Consider the following 20,507-nt stretch of genomic DNA (forward strand, 5'->3'; position numbering starts at 1 on the left):
CGCCCGGTCCACGAACCGGACGGGGAGCCCCCCGTTATCCCGACTGGCGATTCACTGTCGCAGGCGGTTGGCGAAGACGTACGCGCCCACGGAACGGCCGGTGGCGAGCCCGGCGTCCGCGTCGAACCGGTAGTGCACGCCGAGGTAGATCCGGCTCAGCGCGTTCTCCTCGGCGGCGTGGTCGAAGCCGGTCATGTGCCGGACCACGTCGACGGCGTGCGGATCGTCAGTGGTGGCGTCGAAGGCGATCGCATCGGTGCCGAAGAACCTCTTCATCACCGCGGACCAGGCCCCCGCGAAGGTGGCGTGCCCGGAGATGTAGGCCGGGAAGGCCGGCGTGTACGGCACCCCCTCGCGGGTCTGCGACAGCGGCTGCCAACCGGGGCCCTCCGTCGCTTCGATCGCCGTCACCGGCCGCCACAGGTCGACAGGCGTCTGGTACTTGGCGTCCCAGGCGGCGATGGCGGCGTCGGCGAGGGCGAGGGCGACCAGCCCGAAGAGCCGGGCGTTGGCCAGGATGCCGAGCTGACGCTGCTCCGACACGATCCGGGTGTGCGAGAAGAGTTGACCCGGCGGCTTGTACGTGCCCCCCAGGTCATTGGCCCAGAAGAACGCGATCTGCGTCTGCTCGGGGGTCCGCAGCGATGACGTCCGACCGCCGTAGTCGCGGATCTCCTGCACCTGGGTGCGGTACTCCTGCTTGCCGAGCAGGTCGGCGTACCCGGTGGCGTCGGCCGGTAGACCGGGCCGGAACTGCTGGCCCGAGGTGAGCGCGAACGGGGTGACCAAGCCCCAGTTCGGGCTGACCGCCGCCTTGCCGTTGGTCGGCCGCCACGCTCCCGGCACGTTCTCCTGCACCGGGTACGCCGTGTTGTTGTCGGAGCCGTCGTTGGCGCGGGCCTGGAGGTTGGCGGCGGCCGCCGCCGCGCCGACGGTGTCACCGCGCGCCTCCTCGGCGTCGTTAACGCCGGACGGCCGGCGCTCGACGGCACGGGTGAGGGCATCGGTGAAGGAACGACCGTGCCGGGTGTACAGGGCGGTCAGCACGTCGTACGCGGCCCGGTCGATGGCCGCGTGCAGGGACGGCGCCACGACGTTGTCCATGGTGCCGGGGTAGCTGACCGGCACTCGTACCCGGTAGGGGTTGCCGACCCCGGTTACCGAGACGGCGGCGTCGTGCATCGCCGCGTGCAGGATGGCGGCCTCGCGGGACGAGGAGGTGGGTGGCAGGTCCAGCGCCTTGTACGTGGCCAGCAGGATGCCGTTCCAGTACAGGATCGGGTCGGTGGCCGGGTTCACGGCCAGCGGGGTGAGCGAGATGTTGTCCAACCGGACCGTCGAGGCGGCCTGGCCGCCGAAGTGGAACAGCAGCACCGCCTTCGGGTCGCCGAACGGGGACGTGAAGTCGAAGGTGAACCGGCGCATCGAGGACGTCAGCGCAACGCTCTGGTCGACGGCGGAGGTGAAGGGCGTGTCCGCCCGGGAGACCGAGACGCGCAGGGAACGGTTGACGTCGGCCGAGGCGTCGAACTGCAACCGGTACGACTGCGCGGCCGTCACCCCGAACTCGAAGTGACCGACCAGGTCCTCCCAGACGGGCTTGCCCACCGTGGCGCTGGTGCGGACGCGCAGTTGCCCGGCGTTGACAGTGGTGCTGGTCGAGGCGAGCCGGGTCCACCAGGGCTGGGTGCTGCCGTTGTCGAACGTGCCGTTGAGGATGAGGTCGCCCGGGGCGGCGGCGGCCGGCGCGGGCCGGACGAGGGCGGTGAGGGTGCTGGCGAGGGCGACCGCGAGCACGAGGCTGAGCAGACGACGGAGTTGCCGTGCGTTGATCGGTGGGGACATCGAGAGCCTTTCCGGTCCGGAAACCGGCGACGACCAGGTCGTTGCCGTGAGGATCGGCTCAACGTAGGAGTGTTCGCGCAGTTCACGGCCACCGAACAGCGCTCGGAACGGTGCCGTACGGCAGCGGGCGCCGGCATCCGATCAGGACACCGACGCCCGCGCGGGTCGGACCGCTGACTCAGCCGATCGTCTCCCGCTCCCGCCAGGCGGTACGCAGCGAGGTCCGGCCGTTGGTGCGCAGCAGCGACCCCTCGTACACCCGAGCCCCGGCGAGGAGGAACGCGCCGGCGGCGAGCACCAGGAGGACCAGTGAGACGATCGGTTCCCAGCCGGCCGCGTCGCCGGTGAAGAGCCGCAGCGGCATGGCCGTGGGCGACGAGAACGGCAGGTAGGACAGCACCCGCATCGCTGTGGCGTTGTCGTTCAGGAAGATCACCGCGAAGAACGGCAGCATGACGGCGAGCTGCACCGGCGTCGAGACCGCGGCGATGTCCTCCTGCCGGTTGGCCAGCGCGCCGGCCGCGGCCCACATGGCGGCGAGCAGCACGAAACCGATCAGAAAGAACGGTACGAACCAGCCGATCGCCGGGGCGAGCAGGCTGAGCAGACCTCCGCTGTCGCCGATCTGCAGCCCGAGAACCGCCACCACCGCGATCAGGGCGATCTGCGCGAACGCCAGGATGGCCCCGGCCACCACCTTCCCGGCCAGCAGGGCCCGGACCGGCACGGCGGCGACCAGGATCTCCACGATCCGGGTCTGCTTCTCCTCGATGACGCTCTGCGCGATCTGCACACCGAATGTCTGCGAGGTGATGAAGAAGACGAACGCGAAGACGAACGGCACCAGGAACGCCACCACCGGATCGACCGCGTCCGGATCGAGCAGGCGGACGGTCGGTTGGGTGCTCAGGGCCCTCACCACGTCGTCGGGGGCGTCGTCCATGGCCAGGACGGCCGGTCCGGTGACCACCGCGGCGTCCACGTCGTCGTCGCGGACGGCCTGCTCGGCGGCCCGGTCATCGGGGACGACCCGGACTTCCAGCCCGGCCGCGCGCAGCGGCGCCGCCAGGCTCTCGGTCGCGGCCACTGTGGACGGCCCGCCGGAGAACAGCGGCGGCAGGATGGTGCCGGCCGCGGCGATCAACAGAAAGAACAGCGTGCCGAACAGGAAGGTGCGGTCGCGCAGCTTGACCCGGATCTCGCGTTCGGCGACCAGCCGGGTGGCCTGGGTGACGTTCACTGGGTGACCTCTCGGAAGATCTCGGTGAGCGAGGGGCTGACCGGGCGGAAGGCGCGGACCGGGCCGCGCGCTAGGGCGGCCCGCAGCACGGGCTGTTCGTCGGTGCCGGCCGGCAGGTCGAAGACCACCCGCGCGCCGTCCAACTCGACCACTGTCACCCCGGGGTGGTCGCGTACCCAGCCGGCGTCGTGCTCCACGACCAGCTCGAAGCGGGGCACCGTGTACGAGTCGCGCAGCTGCTGCCGGCTGCCGGCGGCCCGGATCACCCCGTCCCCGATGATCACCAGGTCGTCGCAGAGGCGCTCCACGACGTCGAGCTGGTGACTGGAGAAGAGCACCGGCGCGCCGGCCGAGGCCCGTTCCCGCAGCACGGCCACGACGGTCTCCACTGCCAGCGGGTCGAGGCCGGAGAACGGCTCGTCGAGCACCAGCACCTCGGGGTCGTGCACCAACGCGGCGGCGATCTGGGCGCGCTGCTGGTTGCCCAGCGACAGCGTCTCCAGCAGGTCGTCGCCGCGCTCGCCGAGCCCGACCCGGTCCAGCAGCGCGTCGGTGGAACGTCGTGCCGCGGCCGCGTCCAGCCCGTGCAGCCGGCCCAGGTAGGCCACCTGCTCGCGGGTGGTCATCTTGGGGTAGAGGCCCCGCTCCTCCGGCATGTAGCCGAAGCGTCGGCGGTCCTGCCGGGTCAGCGTGGTGCCGCCCCAGCTCACCTCGCCGGCGTCGGGGGCGAGCACACCCAGGATGATCCGCATGGTGGTGGTCTTGCCGGCGCCGTTGGCGCCCACGAAACCGGTCATCCGGCCGGCGGACACCTCGAAGGACACGTTCCTGAGCACCTGACGGTCGCCGAAGCTGCGGTCGACGCCGTCGAGGCGAAGCGTTCTGGTCACGCACTCACGCTAGATCGATTACGCCGCTGCGCCGTCCGCCCGGCGGGTGAGCGGGCGGGTCCACCTCGCGGCGGACGCCGTCACCCGCCGGGGCGGACCACCCCGTTCTCGTACGCGAACACCACGGCCTGCACCCGGTCACGCAGGCCGAGCTTGGCCAGTACCCGACTCACGTGCGTCTTCACCGTCGCCTCTCCCAGGTGGATGGCCGCGGCGATCTCCGCGTTGCTCGACCCGGCGGCGAGCAGCATCAGCACCTCCCGTTCGCGCGGGGTCAGCTCGGCCAGCGCGGCATCGGCGTCCGGGCCCCGGTGGGCGGTGCCCGCCGGGTCGCCGGGTCGGGCGAAGGTGGAGATCACCCGGCGGGTGATCTCCGGGGCGAGCAGACCGTCGCCCCTGGCCAGCACCCGGATCGCCTCGATCAGCTCCTCCGGCGTGCCGTTCTTGAGCAGGAAGCCGCTGGCCCCGGCCCGCAGCGCCGCGAACAGGTAGTCGTCGCGGTCGAACGTGGTGAGGATCAGCACCGCGGGCGCCCCGGGGCCGTCGGCGACGATCTGCCGGGTGGCCTCCAGGCCGTCCATCCCGGGCATCTCCACATCCATGAGTACGACGTCGGGGCGGGTGGCTCGGGTCATGGTGACGGCCCGTTCGCCGTCGGCGGCCTCACCGACCACTTCGATGTCGTCCTCCACCTCCAGGATGACCCGGAAGCCGGTACGGACGAGGTGCTGGTCGTCGGCGAGCAGCACCCGCACCGTCGGCCCGGTGTCGGATGCCTGCTGGGCGGCCGCGCTCATGCCGACGGCTCCGCGCCGGCTGCCGCCTGCTGCCTGTCGCTCGGCTCCCGCTGTGGGCCCACCGGCCGGTCCGCCGCCGCCAGGGGGAAGCGGGCGCGTACCCGCCAGCCGCCGCCGGCCCGCGGCCCGGCCTCCAGGTCGCCGTCGTGGGCGGTGACCCGTTCGCGCATGCCGATCAGGCCCAACCCGACGGTGTCGGTCCGGCCGCCGCCCCGCCCGTCGTCGGTCACGTCGACCTCCACCTCCCGGGCCAGGTACCGGACCCGCACGTCGAGCAGGGCCGCCTCGGCGTGCTTCAGGGTGTTGGTCACCGCCTCCTGCGTCACCCGGTAGGCCGTCTGGGAGACCGATTCGGGCAACGCGACGGGGTCGCCGTACACCCCGAGGGTGGCCGTCAGCCCGGCGGCCCGAGCCCGCTCGACCAGCTCGTCGATCCGTTCGACGCTGCCGGCCGTCGGCGGCGCGGCGTCGGTGCCGGCCGAGGTCCGCAGCACGCCGAGCATCCGACGCAGCTCGTCGACGGCGGTGCGGGCGCTCTGCTCGATGGCGGTCAGCGCGGTGCGGGCCTTGCCCGGGTCGCGGTCGAACACCCGGCGGCAGGCGGATGCCTGTACGCCCATCACCGACACGTGGTGGGCGACCACGTCGTGCAGCTCGCGGGCGATCCGGACCCGTTCGCCGAGCACCGCCCGTTCCCGGGCCTCGGCCTGGGAACGGCGCAGGTCCTCGGCCTGGGCGCGCAGCTCGTGCTCGCGGCGCGCGGCCACCCACGCGGTCTCGCCGAAGAAGTACGCGAAACCGAAGACCAGCACGTTGAGCAGCACACCGTTGACCATCGCGGCGAGCACCGGTGGCACCGGCCCGACCGCGTCGGCGAAGGTGTCCGCCGGAATGTGGTCGATCATCACCGCGTAGTAGACCCCGAGCCAGGCGAACATGGTGGCGATCACGCCGATCCGCAGCCGGCGGGACAGTTGGCGGTCCTGCCCCCAGGCGCCGACGGTGTAGAGGGCGCAGAACAGGGCCCAGGAGGAGAACTGGCTCTCTGGGGCCGAGCGCGCCTGCGCGGCGATGAACGCCGCCGCGACGACCAGCACTGTCGCGGTCGGCCAGCGTCGTCGCCAGATCAGCGGGAGGGTCACCGCGACGGTCCAGAACAGCTGCTCCGGCCCGGACGGCGGTGGGCCCAGCAGGAACGCGCCGGTGCTGCGGGCCAGGGTCAGACTGACCAACGCCAGCCCGGTCATCCCCAGCCCGATCCAGAGGTCGTTTCGGCGCTGCTCCGCCGTCGGACCCGGACGACGCCATTCCGGTCGCGGTGCCACTGTCATCCGGGAACGATGCCACGCCGCCCACCAGGCCCTCCAACCGGGCGGGCCACCGCGGTCACCACGACGGGCGACGGCCCGACGCGGGGTACGCGCCGGGCCGTCGGGTCGGGGATCACTCACGCGGTCTGCCGCCGGGTCTTCAGGGCCGTGTCGATCAGGTCCCAGACCACCACCACTGCCGCGCCGACCGCGATGGTCGCCCCGAGGACGTTGCGGTTGTCCGCGTCCGCCAGCCAACTGAGCCGCTCGCCGAGGGCCGGGTTGAGCAGTCGGTCGGTGAGCGCCAGCCACATCAGCGGCACCGAGAAGGCGAGGTTGAGCAGCGCCCTGATGCCGAAGAGCGTCCAGGTCCAGTGCGCCATCCGGTACTTGACGATCTCGACCACCGCGCTGGCGGCCAGGACCACGATCAGCGCCGGCAGCCAGAACGACCAGAGCGCCGGGTCGAGGATCGGGATGTTCTCGCCGTCGGTGCCGTGGACCCAGGACTGGTAGTGCTGGAACGGCAGGTACGCGATGGTCAGCACCAGCATGATCACCGATGCGACGGTGTCGGCGAGCGGGATGCCCCGGTGCACCGGGGCGTCGGGCAGTTGGTCGACCGTCCAGCCGGGCAGGTCAACCGTCGTCTGGGAGCGCTCGATGATGGCGAAGGTCAGGGTGAGCCAGAAGGCGATGTGCACGGCCACGTGCAGGGCGACGACGATGCCCGGCCCGATGGCCCCGAATCCGCTGCCCTCGGCGACCTTGACGACGGCGACGATCGTGCCGACGAGCGCTGGGATGAAGCTGAGCAGAAGCTTCAGCAGCCGTTGCCAGACCAGGTAGTAGGTCGGGCCGATGAGCTGCAACCGGCGGTCGGCGTACCGGGCGGCCAGCACGTCCGGGTTGCCCAGCTCGGTGAGCACCTCCCGCTCGGCCACGGTCGGGTCCGCGCCGCCGCCGGTGCGGTCGTCGATCATGTCCTCGATGGAGGCCCGCAGCTCGGTGGCGATCTCGTCGCGGCGCTGAGCGGGCACCGATCGCAGGGTGGCGGCGAGGTAGCGGTCGGTCAGGGTGTTCATCGGTCCACTCCTTGGATCAGCCCGGTGATGGAGGTCTGCACGGCGGCGAGGTCGTCGAGGAGCCGGTTCAGCATCGACTCGCCCTCGTCGCTGGTCCGGTAGAACTTGCGCGGTCGGCTCTCTTCGGTGTTCCACTCGCTGGTCAGCAGCCCCTGGTCCTCCAGGCGGCGCAGCAGCGGGTAGAGGGTGTTGGCGTCGACCGGGAAGCCGTGGTCGCTGAGCCGTTGCAGCAGTGCGTAGCCGTAGTCCGGTCGGCGTAGCGCGACCAGGCTGGCCACCACGACGGTGCCTCGACGCAACTCCTGTAGGTGCGTCCGTAGAACGTCCTCGCTAACCATGTGTCACACCATACTGTGTGCCACACAGTGTTGTCCAGCGGACATCATCGTGTCCGCCCAACCTCCGTCTCGGGCCGATACGACGTGCGGGGCGCCCGGTTGACACCGGACGCCCCGCACCTGGGAAAACTCAGCAGGACGCGCCCTGGAGGAAGTTCCGCTCGACGAAGCTGGCCGGGCCGACCTGGAAGTAGCCCACCCCCGGCCGGATCGGGTGGCCGGTGAACAGCTCCACCCGCGACCCCACCCGGACCAGGTACGCCTCGGCGTCCCCCGCGTCGTTGCGAATCAGCGAACCCCGCCGGCCGTAGATCGCCTCCAGCTCGTCGAAGGACATACCGACAGTGGCGCCGGCGGGGGACTGCGGCGGCGCGGTTGCCGTACCGACCTCCACCAGCCGCCCGTCGCGGAAGGCCAGCAGGATCACGCCCGCCCAGGATCCCGTCGCGCCGGCGTGCACCACCCCGCCGCAGGTCGGCACGGTCCAGTCGATGTGCCCGTTCGTGGTGAGCGACGCCAGGCTGGCGCCGATGCGGTACACGCCGACGCCACGAACGCCGAGCACCTGCGGGTGGCTGTGCCCGGCGGCGACGGCGGCCGGACCGCGGGCCGAGGCGGGCGCGGCGCCGCCGGCCACTGGCGCTGCCGCCGCCGGGCCGGCGACGGTCGCCGGGACGAGCGTGCCGAGCGCCAACGCGGCGGTGGTGAGGAGGATCGCGGGACGGTTCATGGTGGCTCCTTCGGTGATGGGTCTCCTGCCCTCTTAGTCACCGCGCCAGGGCCAACGGTTCGTCGGGATTCCGACCGGCCGGGTCTACTGTGCAGAGAAACGCCGACCGACCGTGCAGGCCGGGGGTGACGCGGGTGACAGCTCCACTGCGGATCGGGCCCTACGCCGTCGAGCGACTGCTCGGCGTGGGTTCGTTCGCGATGGTCTGGCTGGGCTACGACCGGGCGCTCGACGCGCACGTGGCGATCAAGGTGCTGGCGGAGAACTGGAGCCACGACCTGCGGGTGCGGGAACGCTTCCTCGACGAGGCCCGGTTGCTGCGCCGGCTGGAGCACGAGCGGCTGATCCGGGTGCACGCCGTCGGTGAGCTGCCCGACGGCCGCCCGTACGCGGTCCTGGCCTGGGCGGACGGGGGCAGCCTGCGGGACCGGCTGGCCGCTGGCGAGATCCCCGCACCGACGGCGTTGCGGCTGCTCGGTGAGGTCTGCGCCGGGGTCGCCGTGCTGCACCGCCACGGCGTCGTGCACCGCGATCTCACCCCGGGCAACATCCTGTTCCGCTCCGCCGGCTCCGGCGGCGGGGAACAGGTGCTGATCGCCGACCTCGGCCTCGCCAAGGCGCTCGCCGCCGCCTCCGGGCTGACCGCCCGGGCCGGCACCCCGGGCTACATGGCCCCCGAGCAGGACGATCCCGGCGCGGTGGTCGACACCCGCGCCGACGTGTACGGGCTCGGCCGGCTCGGCATCCGACTGCTGGCCGCCGACCCGTCGAGCGCGAACCCGACCAGGCCCGATCCGCCTCGGCACTCCCCGGAGATCCGACTTCGGAACGACGTGCCTCCGGCGGTCGCGGCGGTGCTCGCCCGGGCCACCGCCCACCGCCCGGCCGAGCGCTACCCCGACGCCGCGACCCTGCACGCAGCGTTGATCCGCGCGAGCGGCCCGTCGGGGCGGCCGGCTGCGGCGGCCGGTCCCGTGCGGCGACAGCCGTCACCCCGGGCGGGGGCGCGCCGCCCGTACCGGTTGCGACGGGCCGGGGCCGCTGTGGTGGCCCTCGCCGCGGTGGGTGTGGTGGGCGCCGAGCCGGGTGGTGCCGGGTCGGCGCGGCCGGTCGGCGGCACGTACACGACCGGGTCACTGACCGTGACGTTGCCGCCCGGCTGGTCCGCCACGGGTGCCACCTGGGCCGGTCAGTACGGCGCCGACGGCGAACCCGAACCGGCGCTGGTGATGTCGCCGCAACCCCGCCGCTGGGCTGCCGACCCTCGCCTGCCCGGAGCGTTCGTGGGTCTCTCCGCCAGCACGGCGGCCCGTGCCACGCCCGCCGGGTTCCTGGCCGAGCGCACGCACGGCGACTGCACGCCCGCGCCGGCCCGGGTCACCCGGCAGGCCGGCGTCGAGTGGACCGTCGTGGCGTACCGCTGCGAGCAGGGCCGGCCGCAGATCATCGAGTCGGCCGCCCTGCACCCCGGCCGACCCGCCCTGGTGTACGTGCAGATCGCCCCACCCGCGGACGCCGGACCCGACTTCCTGGACACCCTGCTCGCCGGCGTACACCTGCGGTAGGTGCGGCCGAACCCGCCCTAGCGGACCACCACGGTGATGGTGTGCTCCCGGCCCTCCTTGGGGATCGTCACGGCGACCGTGCCGGGGCGGACGAAGCGGATGTCCACCACGCCCGCCTCGTACTGCTGGGAGACCAGCTCCGGGCGGTCCACGGTGACCAGCCCCGGCCCGATGCCCTGGATGCGCAGCACCGCACCGGTGGCGAAGCAGAGCGATGTGAGCAGCTCGATCTCGGTCTCGGCGAGCGGCAGGTCGTAGCGGACCGCGCCCTGACAGGCCGGCGTCGGCTCGGTCGGTGGGGGAGTCGTTCGGGGCGTACCCCTTGTTCTGGTGGGTGCGGGCGGTGGCGCGGCCGGGCGCGCGCTGGTCGGAGGCGGTCGGAACGGCGACCCGGTGGGCGCGGCGATCGCGGAGATCGTGGGGATCGCGGTGGGGGCCGGCGTCGAACGGGTCGGCCCGGGCGGTTGGACGGGCAGGGGCGAGACGGCGTCGGCGCCGCCGCAGCCGGCGACCGCCACGGTGGCCGCGAGGACGACGACGACCCGGCGCAACGACGCGGGCCTCATTCCGCGCCGAGCCGTTGCCGGACCTGCCGCCGGGCCAGGTGCAACCGGGACTTCACGGTGCCCAACGGCACGTCGAGCAGGGCGGCGATCTCCGGGTAGCTCAGCCCGAGGACGTCGCGCAGGGCGACCACCTCGGCGAGGTCGGGGTGGACCGCGTCGAAGGCGTCGAGCAGGTCGAGGCGGGTGCCCGCGACCACGCTGGTCCGTCGCGGGTCGGCCTGGTCGGGCAGCGGTACGCCCTCGGCCTCCAGCCGGCAGCGGCGGCGCAGCGTGCGGTACGTGGAGCGGGCCCGGTTGGCGGTCAGCCGGTGCAGCCAGGTGCGGAACGAGGAGCGCCCCTCGAACCGGCTGATGCCGCCGGCCAGCGCCAGCAAGGTGTCCTGGCAGGCCTCTTCGGCGTCCTCCCGGCTGGGCAGGAAGCGGGCGCACAGTCGCAGCACCTCCGGGCGCACCGCGACCAGCAGGGCGTCCAGCGCGGCCGGGTCGCCGTGCGCGGCGGACCGGGCCAGGGCGTCGATGTCGTCCGCGTCGGGCATGCCGGATGTCCAATGCTCGCCGGTGCCGATCCCTGAGCGTACGACCGGTGCCGCCGCGGCGGCACCGTAGCGTCCGGCACCCGACGCGAAACTGGCGCCCTACTCGAAGCGGGACACGTCCCCGGCGCCCCGGCGCAGGATCTCCGGCTCGGGCCCGGACAGGTCGATCACGGTCGTCGGCTCCTTACCGCAGTCGCCGGCGTCGAGCACCGCGTCGAGCTGGTGGTCGAGCCGTTCCTTGATCTCCCAGCCCTGGGTCATCGGCTCCTCGTCGCCGGGCAGGACCAGCGTGCTGGAGACCAGCGGTTCGGCCAGCTCGGCCAGCAGCGCCTGGGTGACGGTGTGCCGGGGCACCCGCACGCCGACGGTCCGCTTCTTCGGGTGCAGCATCCGGCGGGGCACCTCTCGGGTGGCCGGCAGGATGAACGTGTAGCTGCCCGGGGTGGACGCCTTCACCAGGCGAAAGACCGAGTTGCTGATCTGCACGAACTGGCCGAGCTGGGCGAAGTCGTGGCAGACCAGCGTGAAGTGGTGCCGATCATCGAGGTGTCGGATCTGTCGGATCCGGTCCAGCCCGTCCTGGTTGCCCAGTTGGGTGCCGAGCGCGTAGCAGGAGTCCGTCGGGTAGGCGACCAGCCCACCCCTGCGGATCAGGTCGGCGACCTGCCCGATGACCCGGGGCTGTGGGTTCTCCGGGTGTACGTCGTAGTACCTCGCCATCCTCCGAGACTAGGCGCACCCGGGGAGGATCAGGAGACGAGGGCCACCCTCGGCGCGGACGGTGGAGCCGCCGAGATCACCTCGGTAGGGTAGGTCCCGGTCGGCTCCGACCAACAAGATCCACACCGCCGGGGGGCGCCACGCATGGCTGATTCGTTCGCGCATCTGCACGTGCACACCGAGTACTCGATGCTCGACGGAGCGGCCCGACTGAAGGACCTGTTCGCCGAGGCCAAGCGGCTGGGCATGCCCGCTGTGGCGATCACCGACCACGGCAACATGCACGGCGCGAACGACTTCTACAACCAGGCGATGGCCGCCGGGATCACCCCGATCCTGGGCGTCGAGGCGTACGTGGCGCCGGAGTCGCGCTATCACAAGGCGCGGGTCAAGTGGGGCCGCCCGGAGCAGAAGAGCGACGACATCTCCGGTAACGGCGCGATCACCCACAAGACCATGTGGGCGAAGAACGCGCAGGGCCTGAAGAACCTGTTCACCCTCAACTCGCGCGCCTCCATGGAGGGGCACTACGTCAAGTGGCCCCGGATGGACATGGAGCTGATCGCCGAGCACGCCGAGGGGATCATGGCCACCACCGGTTGCCCGTCCGGTGCGGTGCAGACCCGACTGCGGCTTGGCCAGTTCGACGAGGCCCTCAAGGTCGCCGCCAGCTACCAGGACATCTTCGGCAAGGACAACTACTTCCTGGAGATCATGGATCACGGCCTCTCCATCGAGAGCCGGGTCCGCGAGGGGCTCACCGAGATCGCCCGCAAGCTGGACATCCCGCCGGTGGTCACGAACGACTCCCACTACACCCACGAGGCGCAGGCCACCGCTCACGACGTGCTGCTCTGCGTGCAGACCGGCAGCAACATCGACGACCCCAACCGGTTCCGGTTCGAGGGCGGCGGCTACTTCATCAAGAGCGCCGACCAGATGCGCGCGGTGGACTCGTCCGAGCTGTGGCAGCAGGGCTGCCGCAACACCCTGCTGGTGGCCGAGAAGGTCGACCCGAAGGGCATGTTCGAGTTCCACAACCTGATGCCGCGCTTCCCGGTGCCCGAGGGGGAGACCGAGGAGTCCTGGTTCCGCAAGGAGACCTTCGCCGGCCTGGCCCGCCGTTATCCGAACGGCATCCCCGAGGGGCACGTCGTCCAGGCCGAGTACGAGCTGGGCGTCATCAACCAGATGGGCTTCCCGTCCTACTTCCTCGTGGTCGCCGACTTCATCCAGTGGGCGAAGAACCAGGGCATCGCGGTGGGTCCGGGCCGTGGTTCGGCCGCCGGGTCGCTCGTCGCGTACGCGCTGGGCATCACCGACCTGGACCCGATCCAGCACGGCCTGATCTTCGAGCGGTTCCTCAACCCCGAGCGGATCTCGATGCCGGATGTCGACATCGACTTCGACGAGCGTCGGCGCGGCGAGGTGATCAAGTACGTCACCGACAAGTGGGGCGACGACAAGGTCGCCCAGATCGCCACCTTCGGCACGATCAAGGCGAAGGCCGCGATCAAGGACTCGGCCCGGGTCCTCGGCTTCCCGTACGCGGTCGGCGACCGGATCACCAAGGCCATGCCGCCGGCGGTGATGGGCAAGGACATCCCGCTCACCGGCATCTTCGACAACAAGCACCCCCGCTACGCCGAGGCGGGCGAGATCCGCGGCCTGTACGACTCCGACCCGGACGTCCGCAAGGTGATCGACACGGCCAAGGGCATCGAGGGGCTGATCCGGCAGACCGGTGTGCACGCCGCCGGCGTCATCATGTCCGCCGAGCCGATCATCGAGCACATCCCGTTGATGCGCCGCGACGCCGACGGGGCGATCATCACGCAGTTCGACTACCCGACCTGCGAGTCGCTCGGGCTGCTGAAGATGGACTTCCTCGGCCTGCGCAACCTGACGATCATCGACGACGCGGTCAAGAACATCGAGCTGAACCACGGCCGGAAGCTCGACCTGCTGGGCCTGCCGCTGGACGACAAGGCCGCGTACGAGCTGCTGGCCCGCGGTGACACCCTGGGCGTGTTCCAGCTCGACGGTGGGCCGATGCGGTCGCTGCTGCGGTTGATGAAGCCGGACAACTTCGAGGACATCTCCGCCGTCCTGGCCCTGTACCGACCCGGCCCGATGGGCGTCGACTCGCACACCAACTACGCGTTGCGCAAGAACGGCCTCCAGGAGATCACGCCGATCCACCCGGAGCTGGAGGAGCCGCTGCGGGAGATCCTGGCGCCCACCCACGGTCTGATCGTCTACCAGGAGCAGGTGCAGCGCGCCGCGCAGATCCTCGCCGGCTACACCCTCGGTCAGGCGGACCTGCTGCGCCGGGCCATGGGTAAGAAGAAGAAGGAGATCCTCGACAAGGAGTTCATCCCGTTCCGGGACGGCTGCCGCGAGCGCGGCTACTCCGACGAGGCGATCCAGGCGGTGTGGGACGTCCTGGTGCCGTTCGCCGGGTACGCCTTCAACAAGGCGCACTCCGCCGCGTACGGCCTGGTCTCCTACTGGACCGCGTACCTGAAGGCGCACTATCCGGCCGAGTACATGGCCGGGTTGCTGACCAGCGTCGGCGACGACAAGGACAAGATGGCCCTCTACCTGGCCGAGTGTCGCCGGATGCGCATCCAGGTGCTGCCGCCGGACGTCAACACCTCGGCCGGGCCGTTCACCCCGGTCGGCAAGGACATCCGCTTCGGCCTCGCCGCGGTTCGCAATGTCGGGGCGAACGTGGTCGCGTCGATCATGCGCTGCCGGGACGAGAAGGGCGAGTACACCGACTTCTACGACTTCCTGTCCAAGGTGGACGCTGTGGTCTGCAACAAGAAGACCATTGAATCGCTGATCAAGGCGGGTGCTTTCGACTCCCTCGACCACCCCCGCAAGGGCCTGCTCGCTGTGCACGCCGACGCGATCGACGCGTACGCCGACGTCAAGCGCAAGGAGGCCGTCGGCCAGTACGACCTGTTCGGTGCCGGCTTCGGTGACGCGGACACCGGCAGTACCACTGTGATGCCGACCATCGGCGACAGCGAGTGGGACAAGCGCGACAAGCTGGCCTTCGAGCGGGAGATGCTCGGCCTGTACGTCTCCGACCACCCGCTGTTCGGCCTGGAGCACATCCTCAACGCGGCAGCCGACACCACAATCGCCTCCCTGGCCGAGGAGGGCGGGGTGCCCGACGGGGCGGTCGTCACCCTCGCCGGCATCCTCTCCGGGGTGCAGCGCCGGGTCACCAAGCAGGGCCGGGCCTGGGCGTCGGCCACCCTCGAGGACCTGGCTGGTGGGGTGGAGACGCTGTTCTTCCCCAACACCTACGAGGTGATCGGGCAGTACATCGCCGAGGACGCCATCGTGGTGGTCAAGGGTCGGGTTGACCGCCGCGACGACACCCCACGGATCATGGCGATGGACATGTCCATGCCGGACGTCAGCACCAGCGCCACCAACAAGCCGGTCACCCTCACCATCCCTGTGCACCGCTGCACGCCACCGCTTGTGGAGAAACTCAAGGAGACCCTGGTGCTGCACCCCGGCGACACCGAGGTGCACGTCAAACTCCAGAACGGCGGGCGCACCACCACCCTGCGGCTGGGCCCGTTCCGGGTGGCGGCGACGACCGCGCTGATGGGTGACCTGAAGAGCGTCCTCGGCCCGGCCAACGTGAGCTGAGCCGGCCTCGGTCCGGCCGGCGTGCGCCGGCCGGACCGCCTGGCTCAGACCCGCTCGGGGGCGCTGATCTCGCGCAGTTGGCCGTCGGCCAACCGCAACCAACGCTGCACGCCGATCTCGGCGAGGAACCGTTCGTCGTGGCTGACCACCACGAACGCCCCCTGGTACGCGGACAGCGCGCTCTCCAACTGACCCACGCTGACCAGGTCCAGGTTGTTGGTCGGCTCGTCGAGCAGCAGCAGTTGCGGCGCCGGCTCGGCGCAGAGCACACAGGCGAGGGTGGCGCGCAGCCGTTCACCGCCGGAGAGCACCCCGACGGGCAGGTTCACCCGGGCACCCCGGAACAGGAACCGGGCGAGCAGGTTCATCCGCTTGGCGTCCGGCAGGCTCGGCGCGTACGCGGCGAAGTTCTCCGCCACCGTGCGGTCGAGGTCCAGCAGGTCCAGCCGCTGTGACAGGTACGCGATCCGCCCCTCGCCGCGCTTCAGCTCACCGCCGGACGGTTCGAGGTCACCGTTGACCAGGCGCAGCAGGGTCGACTTGCCGACGCCGTTCGCCCCGGTCAGGGCGATCCGTTCCGGCCCCCGGATCACCAGGTCGGCGCCGTCGCCGCCGAACAGCTCCCGGTCGTCGAAGCGGGCCCGCATCCCGTGGCCGGAGAAGACCGTGCGCCCGCCCGGGACGGTGGTGTCGGGCAGGTCCACGACGATCCGGTCCTCGTCGCGTACCGCACGGCCGGCCTCGTCGAGTCGGGCCTTGGCCTGACCGAGCCGGGACGAGTGCGTCTCCTGCGCCTTGCCCGCCGACTCCTGCGCGCTGCGCTTGAGCCCACCGGCGACGATCCGGGCCAGGCCGGCGTTCTTCAGGTTCTTGGAGGCGTTGCTGGCCCGCCGGTCGGCCCGTTCCCGGGCCTGCTGCATCTCCCGCTTCTCCCGCTTGACCTCCTGCTCGGCGTTGCGCAGGTTGCTCTCGGCCACCTCCCGCGCCGCCTGCACCGCCTCGGTGTACGCGGTGAAGTTGCCCCCGTACCAGCGGATCTCGCCCTGGTCCAGCTCGGCGATGCGGTCCATCCGGTCCAGCAGTTCCCGGTCGTGGCTGACCAGCAGCAGGCACCCGGACCACTCGGTGAGGACGTCGTAGAGCTTGTGCCGGGCCTCCAGGTCCAGGTTGTTGGTCGGTTCGTCGAGCAGCAGCACGTCCGGGCGGCGCAGCAGTTGCGCCGCCAGGCCGAGGGAGACCACCTGACCGCCGCTGAGGGTGTGCAGCCGGCGGTCGAGCGACAGCTCGCCGAGGCCGAGCCGGTCCAGCTCCGAGCGGGTGCGCTCCTCGATGTCCCAGTCGTCGCCGATGGTGGCGAAGTGCTCCTCGCTGGCGTCGCCGGCCTCGATGGCGTGCAGCGCTGCGATCCGCTCGGCCACGCCCAGAACCTGCGCCACGCTCAGGTCGCCGACCAGCGGCAGCGTCTGCGGGAGGTAGCCGAGCACACCGTCGACGGTGACGCTGCCGCCGCTGGGCCGCAGCTCCCCGGCGATCAGCCGCAGCAGGGTGCTCTTGCCGGCGCCGTTGGGCGCGACCAGGCCGGTGCGACCGCCGGGAACGGTGAAGGACAGCTCCGAGAAGACCGGGGTGTCGTCCGGCCAGGAGAAGGACAGGTTCGAGCAGACAATGAACGCATCAGACATGCGAGTGACCTCAAAGGGTGGGGTGGGCGCGCCTCAGCCGCCCGACGACAACGGGAACCGGTGGAACGACGGCATGGCCTCGGCGGCTGCGCCTACGCGCGCCGAACCGATGGCCGAACACATCCGGTCTCACCCGGAGATGTCGTCGTCACCCGCCATGTCTGGTCTCCCTGGTCGTACCGCTAACCCAACGCGGCAAGTCTAACAACGGATCTCCGCCTTGCCACCGCAATAGGGCGCAGCGCTCGGTGTATAGGCCAGGCTATAGTGGGTCCAGTCTCATGAGCCGCCACGTCGCTGGGCGATCAAGACGACAACGGGTGTCCGCGACTGGTTGCGGTCCCTGCGAGAAACCGACCCGGCGACGTACCGGTCCGTCAACGTAGCGATCGACATGCTTGCGGACACCGGTCCGGGCCTGGGGCGTCCGCTGGTCGACACCCTCAGGGGTTCGACCATCAGCAACCTCAAAGAGCTTCGACCGAGATCCGGAAGGGACGTCGCCGTTCGCGTGCTGTTCGTCTTCGATCCGTGGTCCCAGGCCGTGCTGCTGGTGGCTGGCAATAAGGCAGGGGATTGGAGTCGGTGGTACGACAAGGCGATTCCAGCGGCTGAGATTGCGTACGAGGGCTGGCTTGCCTTCGAGAGGAAACGGAGGGAGGGCTGATGGGCGACTTCCATGACTGGAACGACATCCGGGCTGAGCTGCATGACGGGGACGATGAAGCGCTCGACACAGAGCGTGCTCGTACCGAGGCGTGGATCAGCGCGTTCCACCTTGCCGAAGAGCGGAAGCGGTTGGGCCTGACCCAGCGGCAGGTGGCCGAACTGATGGGTGTCACGCCCGGCCGGGTCAGCCAGATCGAGAACGGTGACCTGGAGGCCAACGAGGTCGCGACGCTGAGCCGATACGCACGAGCGCTCGGCGCCCGGATGCGGATCATCTTCGACTACGGCGACGACCTCCGTCAGATCGCCTGATCTGCTCGGCCAGGCTCATGCGGCCAGGTCGTCCACGGAGACGACTGGCTGAATGCCCTGGCGGCGGGCCAACTTCTCGGCTGGCACATGCTCAACCGTTGACCATTTGCGCTTTCGTCCGGCGTTGCTCGATGTCACGGCTAGCCTTTCCGCCTCGCATGGCCATACCTCTGAGTCATATTTATGACTCAGAGGTATGGCGCTCAAAAGACAAACAGACCCGGCCCGGAGCGACGGTGTGGTCACCTCGGTCGGTACTCGACCTCGGGGCGGCCGGGGGTGCCGTAGCGGGGGGTTCGGGCGGCCCGGTCGACCGTCACCAGGTACTCCAGGTAGCGGCGGGCGGTCACCCGGGAGATGCCGGTCGCCGCGCTCACCTCGGTCGCGGACAGCCCGACCTCTGCGCGGGTGCCGTCGGTGAGCGCGGCGCGCACCCGATCGAGGGTCTGTGCGTCGAGCCCCTTGGGCAGGCTGTGCCCGGCGGTGCCGCGCAGGGTGGCGAACATCTGGTCCACCTCGTGCTGGGCGGCGACCTCGCCGTCGGCGAGCGCCTGGGCGCGGTAGTCGGCGTACCGCTCCAGCTTGTCGCGGAACGCGGCGAACGTGAACGGCTTGAGCAGGTAGTGGGTCACCCCGAGGGACACCGCGGTGCGCACCACCGCCAGGTCCCGCGCGGACGTCACCGCGAGCACGTCGATGCTGCTGCCGGCCGCGCGCAGCGCCCGGCACACGTCCAGGCCGTGCAGGTCGGGCAGCCGAAAATCAAGGAGTACGAGGTCCACGTCGCCGCCGTCGTTGGCGCGCAGGGCCGCCATCGCCGCCCGCGCGGTGTGCGCCACCCCGACCACGACGAAACCGGGAACCCGTTCGGTGTACGCGCTGTGCGCCTCGGCCAGCAGCGGCTCGTCCTCGACGACCAGCACCCGGATGGCGGTCATGACCGCTCGACCCTGCCCGGCAGCCGGACGGTGAACAGGCTGCCGCCGTCGTCGGAGCGACAGACCTCGGCGCTGCCGCCGTGCCGGCGTACCACCTGCCCGACCAGCGCCAGGCCGAGACCCCTGCCGGTGCTCTTGGTGGACCAGCCGCGCCGGAACGCGTCGGCGACCCGCTCCGGGGCCAGACCTGGGCCGCTGTCGGCTACCCGGACCACCAGTTCGTCGTCGGTCGCGCCGACGAAGACCCGCACCCGGCGCGGCGCCGGCGTGCCGGCCACCGCCTCCAGGGCGTTGTCGACCAGGTTGCCGACGACGGTGAGCAGGTCGCCGGTCGGCAGCGGACTGTCGTCGAGGCGGCAGTCCGGTTCGATGACCAGATCCACCCCGCGTTCGCCGGCCTGTGCGGACTTGCCGAGCAGCAGCGCGGCCAACGCCGGCTCGGTCACCGCGCCGACCACCCGGTCGGTCAGCTGTTGGGCGAGGGCCAGGTCCCGGGTGCCGAGCCGGACGGCCTCGTCGGCGCGGCCCAGCTCCACCAGGGTCAGTACGGTGTGCAGCCGGTTGGCCGACTCGTGGGTCTGCGCCTGCAACGCCTCGGTCAACGCCCGCACCGAATCCAGCTCGCTGGCCAGGGTGCGCAACTCGGTCTGGTCGCGCAGGGTCAGCACGGTGCCGAGCACCGCGCCCTCGAAGCGGGTGGTCCGCTGGTTGGCGACGAGCACCCGGTCACCGGCGACGATCGGCTCGTCGCGGGCGTCGCGCCCGGAGTCGAGCAGTTCGGCCGCCGCGGGTGGCAGGTCGATCCCGGCCACCGGCTGATCGATCACCGGCGCGTCCGCGTCGAGCCCCAACAGCCGGCGGCCCTCGTCGTTCACCAGCGCCACCCGACGATCGGTGGTCAGCACGATGAGACCTTCGCGCACCGAGTGCAGAACGGCGTCGTAGTACTCGTACATCCGGGTCATCTGGGCCGGGCCCAGACCGTGCGTCTGGCGACGGAGCCGGCGGCTGAGCAGCCAGGAGCCCGTCGCGGCGAGCGCCAGAGCCGGCGCGACCACACCGAACAGCACCGGCAACTGGCCGAGCAGCTTCTTGTCGATCTCGCGGGTGGTGATGCCCACCGAGACCAGACCGACGAGGCGTCGCTGCTCGTCGTACACCGGAACGACAGCGCGCACCGACTCGCCGAGCGTCCCGACGTTGGTGGTGGTGAACGCGCGGCCCGCCAGAGCGGGCCTGATCTCACCGACGAACGGCTCGCCGATCCGGTCCTGGGTCGGGTGCGAGAAACGGGTGCGGTCGGGGGCCATCACCACCACGAAGTCGGTGCCCGTGGCCTTCCGGGTCGACTCGGCGTACGGCTGGAGGACCCTGGCGGGGTCGGCGGTCGTGAGGGCCGCCCGGACGTCGGGGGAACCGGCCACGGTCTGCGCCACCGCGAGCACCTCCTCCTGCGCGGCCTGGCGGGAGTCGCTGCGGGCCAGCCAGACGGCGCCCGCCGCGCCGGCCAGCACGAGCAGCGTCACCACCATCGCCTGGAGGGCGAAGAGTTGTCCCGCGATGCTCCACTGGCGTCGGGCCACCTCCACCACCTCCCTCGTCGCGCCAC

General features: G+C 71.2%; 18 protein-coding genes. 4 read left to right on the top strand and 14 right to left on the bottom strand.

The window, feature by feature from the left end; all coding sequences use genetic code 11:
* Positions 1 to 51 precede the first annotated feature (51 nt).
* The 8 genes from GA0070561_RS17235 to GA0070561_RS17270 all read right to left on the bottom strand — a co-directional run bounded on the left by GA0070561_RS17235 (position 52) and on the right by GA0070561_RS17270 (position 8,235).
* Positions 52 to 1,845 carry a carbohydrate binding domain-containing protein gene (locus GA0070561_RS17235; protein WP_091401745.1) on the bottom strand — a complete coding sequence of 598 codons (1,794 nt, stop codon included), beginning with the start codon at positions 1,843 to 1,845 and terminating at the stop codon, positions 52 to 54.
* A 178-nt stretch (positions 1,846 to 2,023) separates the two neighbouring features.
* Positions 2,024 to 3,085 carry an ABC transporter permease gene (locus GA0070561_RS17240; RefSeq protein ID WP_091401747.1) on the bottom strand — a complete coding sequence of 354 codons (1,062 nt, stop codon included), beginning with the start codon at positions 3,083 to 3,085 and terminating at the stop codon, positions 2,024 to 2,026.
* Positions 3,082 to 3,975 (bottom strand): ABC transporter ATP-binding protein, encoded by an 894-nt coding sequence (locus tag GA0070561_RS17245; RefSeq protein WP_091401749.1) that lies wholly within the window; start codon positions 3,973 to 3,975, stop codon positions 3,082 to 3,084. The genes GA0070561_RS17240 and GA0070561_RS17245 overlap by 4 nt, the downstream gene beginning before the upstream one ends.
* 80 nt (positions 3,976 to 4,055) lie before the next feature.
* Complete coding sequence (locus tag GA0070561_RS17250) at positions 4,056 to 4,772, bottom strand: response regulator (RefSeq protein WP_091401751.1); 717 nt, start codon at positions 4,770 to 4,772, stop codon at positions 4,056 to 4,058.
* Positions 4,769 to 6,103, bottom strand: a complete 1,335-nt coding sequence (locus tag GA0070561_RS17255) for a sensor histidine kinase (RefSeq protein ID WP_091401753.1) — start codon at positions 6,101 to 6,103, stop codon at positions 4,769 to 4,771. Before GA0070561_RS17255 ends, GA0070561_RS17250 begins: the two co-directional genes overlap by 4 nt.
* Before the next feature lie 116 nt (positions 6,104 to 6,219).
* Positions 6,220 to 7,167 carry a permease prefix domain 1-containing protein gene (locus tag GA0070561_RS17260; protein ID WP_091401754.1) on the bottom strand — a complete coding sequence of 316 codons (948 nt, stop codon included), beginning with the start codon at positions 7,165 to 7,167 and terminating at the stop codon, positions 6,220 to 6,222.
* Positions 7,164 to 7,505, bottom strand: a complete 342-nt coding sequence (locus tag GA0070561_RS17265; protein WP_091401756.1) for a PadR family transcriptional regulator — start codon at positions 7,503 to 7,505, stop codon at positions 7,164 to 7,166. Before GA0070561_RS17265 ends, GA0070561_RS17260 begins: the two co-directional genes overlap by 4 nt.
* Positions 7,506 to 7,635: 130 nt before the next feature.
* Positions 7,636 to 8,235: a hypothetical protein gene (locus GA0070561_RS17270; RefSeq protein WP_091401758.1), complete on the bottom strand. Its 600-nt coding sequence runs from the start codon at positions 8,233 to 8,235 to the stop codon at positions 7,636 to 7,638.
* A gap of 134 nt (positions 8,236 to 8,369) precedes the next feature.
* Here GA0070561_RS17270 and GA0070561_RS17275 point away from each other — a divergent pair, with 134 nt between their 5' ends.
* The gene (locus tag GA0070561_RS17275; RefSeq protein ID WP_091402220.1) at positions 8,370 to 9,800 is read left to right on the top strand and encodes a serine/threonine-protein kinase; all 1,431 of its coding nucleotides are present in this window, start codon (positions 8,370 to 8,372) and stop codon (positions 9,798 to 9,800) included.
* A 17-nt stretch (positions 9,801 to 9,817) separates the two neighbouring features.
* On the opposite strand, the gene GA0070561_RS17280 is transcribed toward GA0070561_RS17275, so the two are convergent.
* The 3 genes from GA0070561_RS17280 to GA0070561_RS17290 form a co-directional block, all read right to left on the bottom strand.
* Positions 9,818 to 10,366: a hypothetical protein gene (locus GA0070561_RS17280; protein WP_091401760.1), complete on the bottom strand. Its 549-nt coding sequence runs from the start codon at positions 10,364 to 10,366 to the stop codon at positions 9,818 to 9,820.
* Positions 10,363 to 10,902, bottom strand: a complete 540-nt coding sequence (locus tag GA0070561_RS17285) for an RNA polymerase sigma factor (protein WP_091401762.1) — start codon at positions 10,900 to 10,902, stop codon at positions 10,363 to 10,365. The genes GA0070561_RS17280 and GA0070561_RS17285 overlap by 4 nt, the downstream gene beginning before the upstream one ends.
* Positions 10,903 to 11,001: 99 nt before the next feature.
* Positions 11,002 to 11,622: an L-threonylcarbamoyladenylate synthase gene (locus GA0070561_RS17290; protein ID WP_091401764.1), complete on the bottom strand. Its 621-nt coding sequence runs from the start codon at positions 11,620 to 11,622 to the stop codon at positions 11,002 to 11,004.
* Between the two features lie 144 nt (positions 11,623 to 11,766).
* Here GA0070561_RS17290 and dnaE point away from each other — a divergent pair, with 144 nt between their 5' ends.
* Positions 11,767 to 15,297: a DNA polymerase III subunit alpha gene (gene dnaE, locus GA0070561_RS17295; RefSeq protein WP_091401766.1), complete on the top strand. Its 3,531-nt coding sequence runs from the start codon at positions 11,767 to 11,769 to the stop codon at positions 15,295 to 15,297.
* Between the two features lie 44 nt (positions 15,298 to 15,341).
* Here the strand turns inward: dnaE and abc-f are convergent, their stop codons facing one another.
* Entirely contained in the window at positions 15,342 to 16,979 is a 1,638-nt protein-coding gene (gene abc-f, locus GA0070561_RS17300) for a ribosomal protection-like ABC-F family protein (RefSeq protein WP_091401768.1), read from the bottom strand.
* A gap of 304 nt (positions 16,980 to 17,283) precedes the next feature.
* On the opposite strand from abc-f, the gene GA0070561_RS17305 reads away from it, so the two are divergent.
* Complete coding sequence (locus GA0070561_RS17305; protein ID WP_091401770.1) at positions 17,284 to 17,646, top strand: type II toxin-antitoxin system RelE/ParE family toxin; 363 nt, start codon at positions 17,284 to 17,286, stop codon at positions 17,644 to 17,646.
* Entirely contained in the window at positions 17,646 to 17,960 is a 315-nt protein-coding gene (locus tag GA0070561_RS17310) for a transcriptional regulator (protein WP_091401771.1), read from the top strand. The genes GA0070561_RS17305 and GA0070561_RS17310 overlap by 1 nt, the downstream gene beginning before the upstream one ends.
* 242 nt (positions 17,961 to 18,202) lie before the next feature.
* Here the strand turns inward: GA0070561_RS17310 and GA0070561_RS17315 are convergent, their stop codons facing one another.
* Both GA0070561_RS17315 and GA0070561_RS17320 read right to left on the bottom strand, forming a co-directional pair.
* Positions 18,203 to 18,898, bottom strand: a complete 696-nt coding sequence (locus GA0070561_RS17315) for a response regulator (RefSeq protein ID WP_091401773.1) — start codon at positions 18,896 to 18,898, stop codon at positions 18,203 to 18,205.
* Positions 18,895 to 20,481, bottom strand: a complete 1,587-nt coding sequence (locus GA0070561_RS17320) for an ATP-binding protein (RefSeq protein ID WP_091402221.1) — start codon at positions 20,479 to 20,481, stop codon at positions 18,895 to 18,897. Before GA0070561_RS17320 ends, GA0070561_RS17315 begins: the two co-directional genes overlap by 4 nt.
* Between the last annotated feature and the right edge of the window lie 26 nt (positions 20,482 to 20,507).

Origin of the sequence: Micromonospora saelicesensis (assembly GCF_900091575.1) — a bacterium.
GTDB classification, from domain to species: Bacteria; Actinomycetota; Actinomycetes; order Mycobacteriales; family Micromonosporaceae; genus Micromonospora; species Micromonospora saelicesensis.

Coding starts and splice junctions, on each gene's coding strand:
- GA0070561_RS17235 (WP_091401745.1), bottom strand. CDS start 1,845: ATGTCCCCACCGATCAACGCACGGCAACTCCGTCGTCTGCTCAGCCTC.
- GA0070561_RS17250 (WP_091401751.1), bottom strand. CDS start 4,772: ATGAGCGCGGCCGCCCAGCAGGCATCCGACACCGGGCCGACGGTGCGG.
- GA0070561_RS17255 (WP_091401753.1), bottom strand. CDS start 6,103: ATGACAGTGGCACCGCGACCGGAATGGCGTCGTCCGGGTCCGACGGCG.
- GA0070561_RS17260 (WP_091401754.1), bottom strand. CDS start 7,167: ATGAACACCCTGACCGACCGCTACCTCGCCGCCACCCTGCGATCGGTG.
- GA0070561_RS17265 (WP_091401756.1), bottom strand. CDS start 7,505: ATGGTTAGCGAGGACGTTCTACGGACGCACCTACAGGAGTTGCGTCGA.
- GA0070561_RS17270 (WP_091401758.1), bottom strand. CDS start 8,235: ATGAACCGTCCCGCGATCCTCCTCACCACCGCCGCGTTGGCGCTCGGC.
- GA0070561_RS17280 (WP_091401760.1), bottom strand. CDS start 10,366: ATGAGGCCCGCGTCGTTGCGCCGGGTCGTCGTCGTCCTCGCGGCCACC.
- GA0070561_RS17285 (WP_091401762.1), bottom strand. CDS start 10,902: ATGCCCGACGCGGACGACATCGACGCCCTGGCCCGGTCCGCCGCGCAC.
- GA0070561_RS17290 (WP_091401764.1), bottom strand. CDS start 11,622: ATGGCGAGGTACTACGACGTACACCCGGAGAACCCACAGCCCCGGGTC.
- dnaE (WP_091401766.1), top strand. CDS start 11,767: ATGGCTGATTCGTTCGCGCATCTGCACGTGCACACCGAGTACTCGATG.
- abc-f (WP_091401768.1), bottom strand. CDS start 16,979: ATGTCTGATGCGTTCATTGTCTGCTCGAACCTGTCCTTCTCCTGGCCG.
- GA0070561_RS17310 (WP_091401771.1), top strand. CDS start 17,646: ATGGGCGACTTCCATGACTGGAACGACATCCGGGCTGAGCTGCATGAC.
- GA0070561_RS17315 (WP_091401773.1), bottom strand. CDS start 18,898: ATGACCGCCATCCGGGTGCTGGTCGTCGAGGACGAGCCGCTGCTGGCC.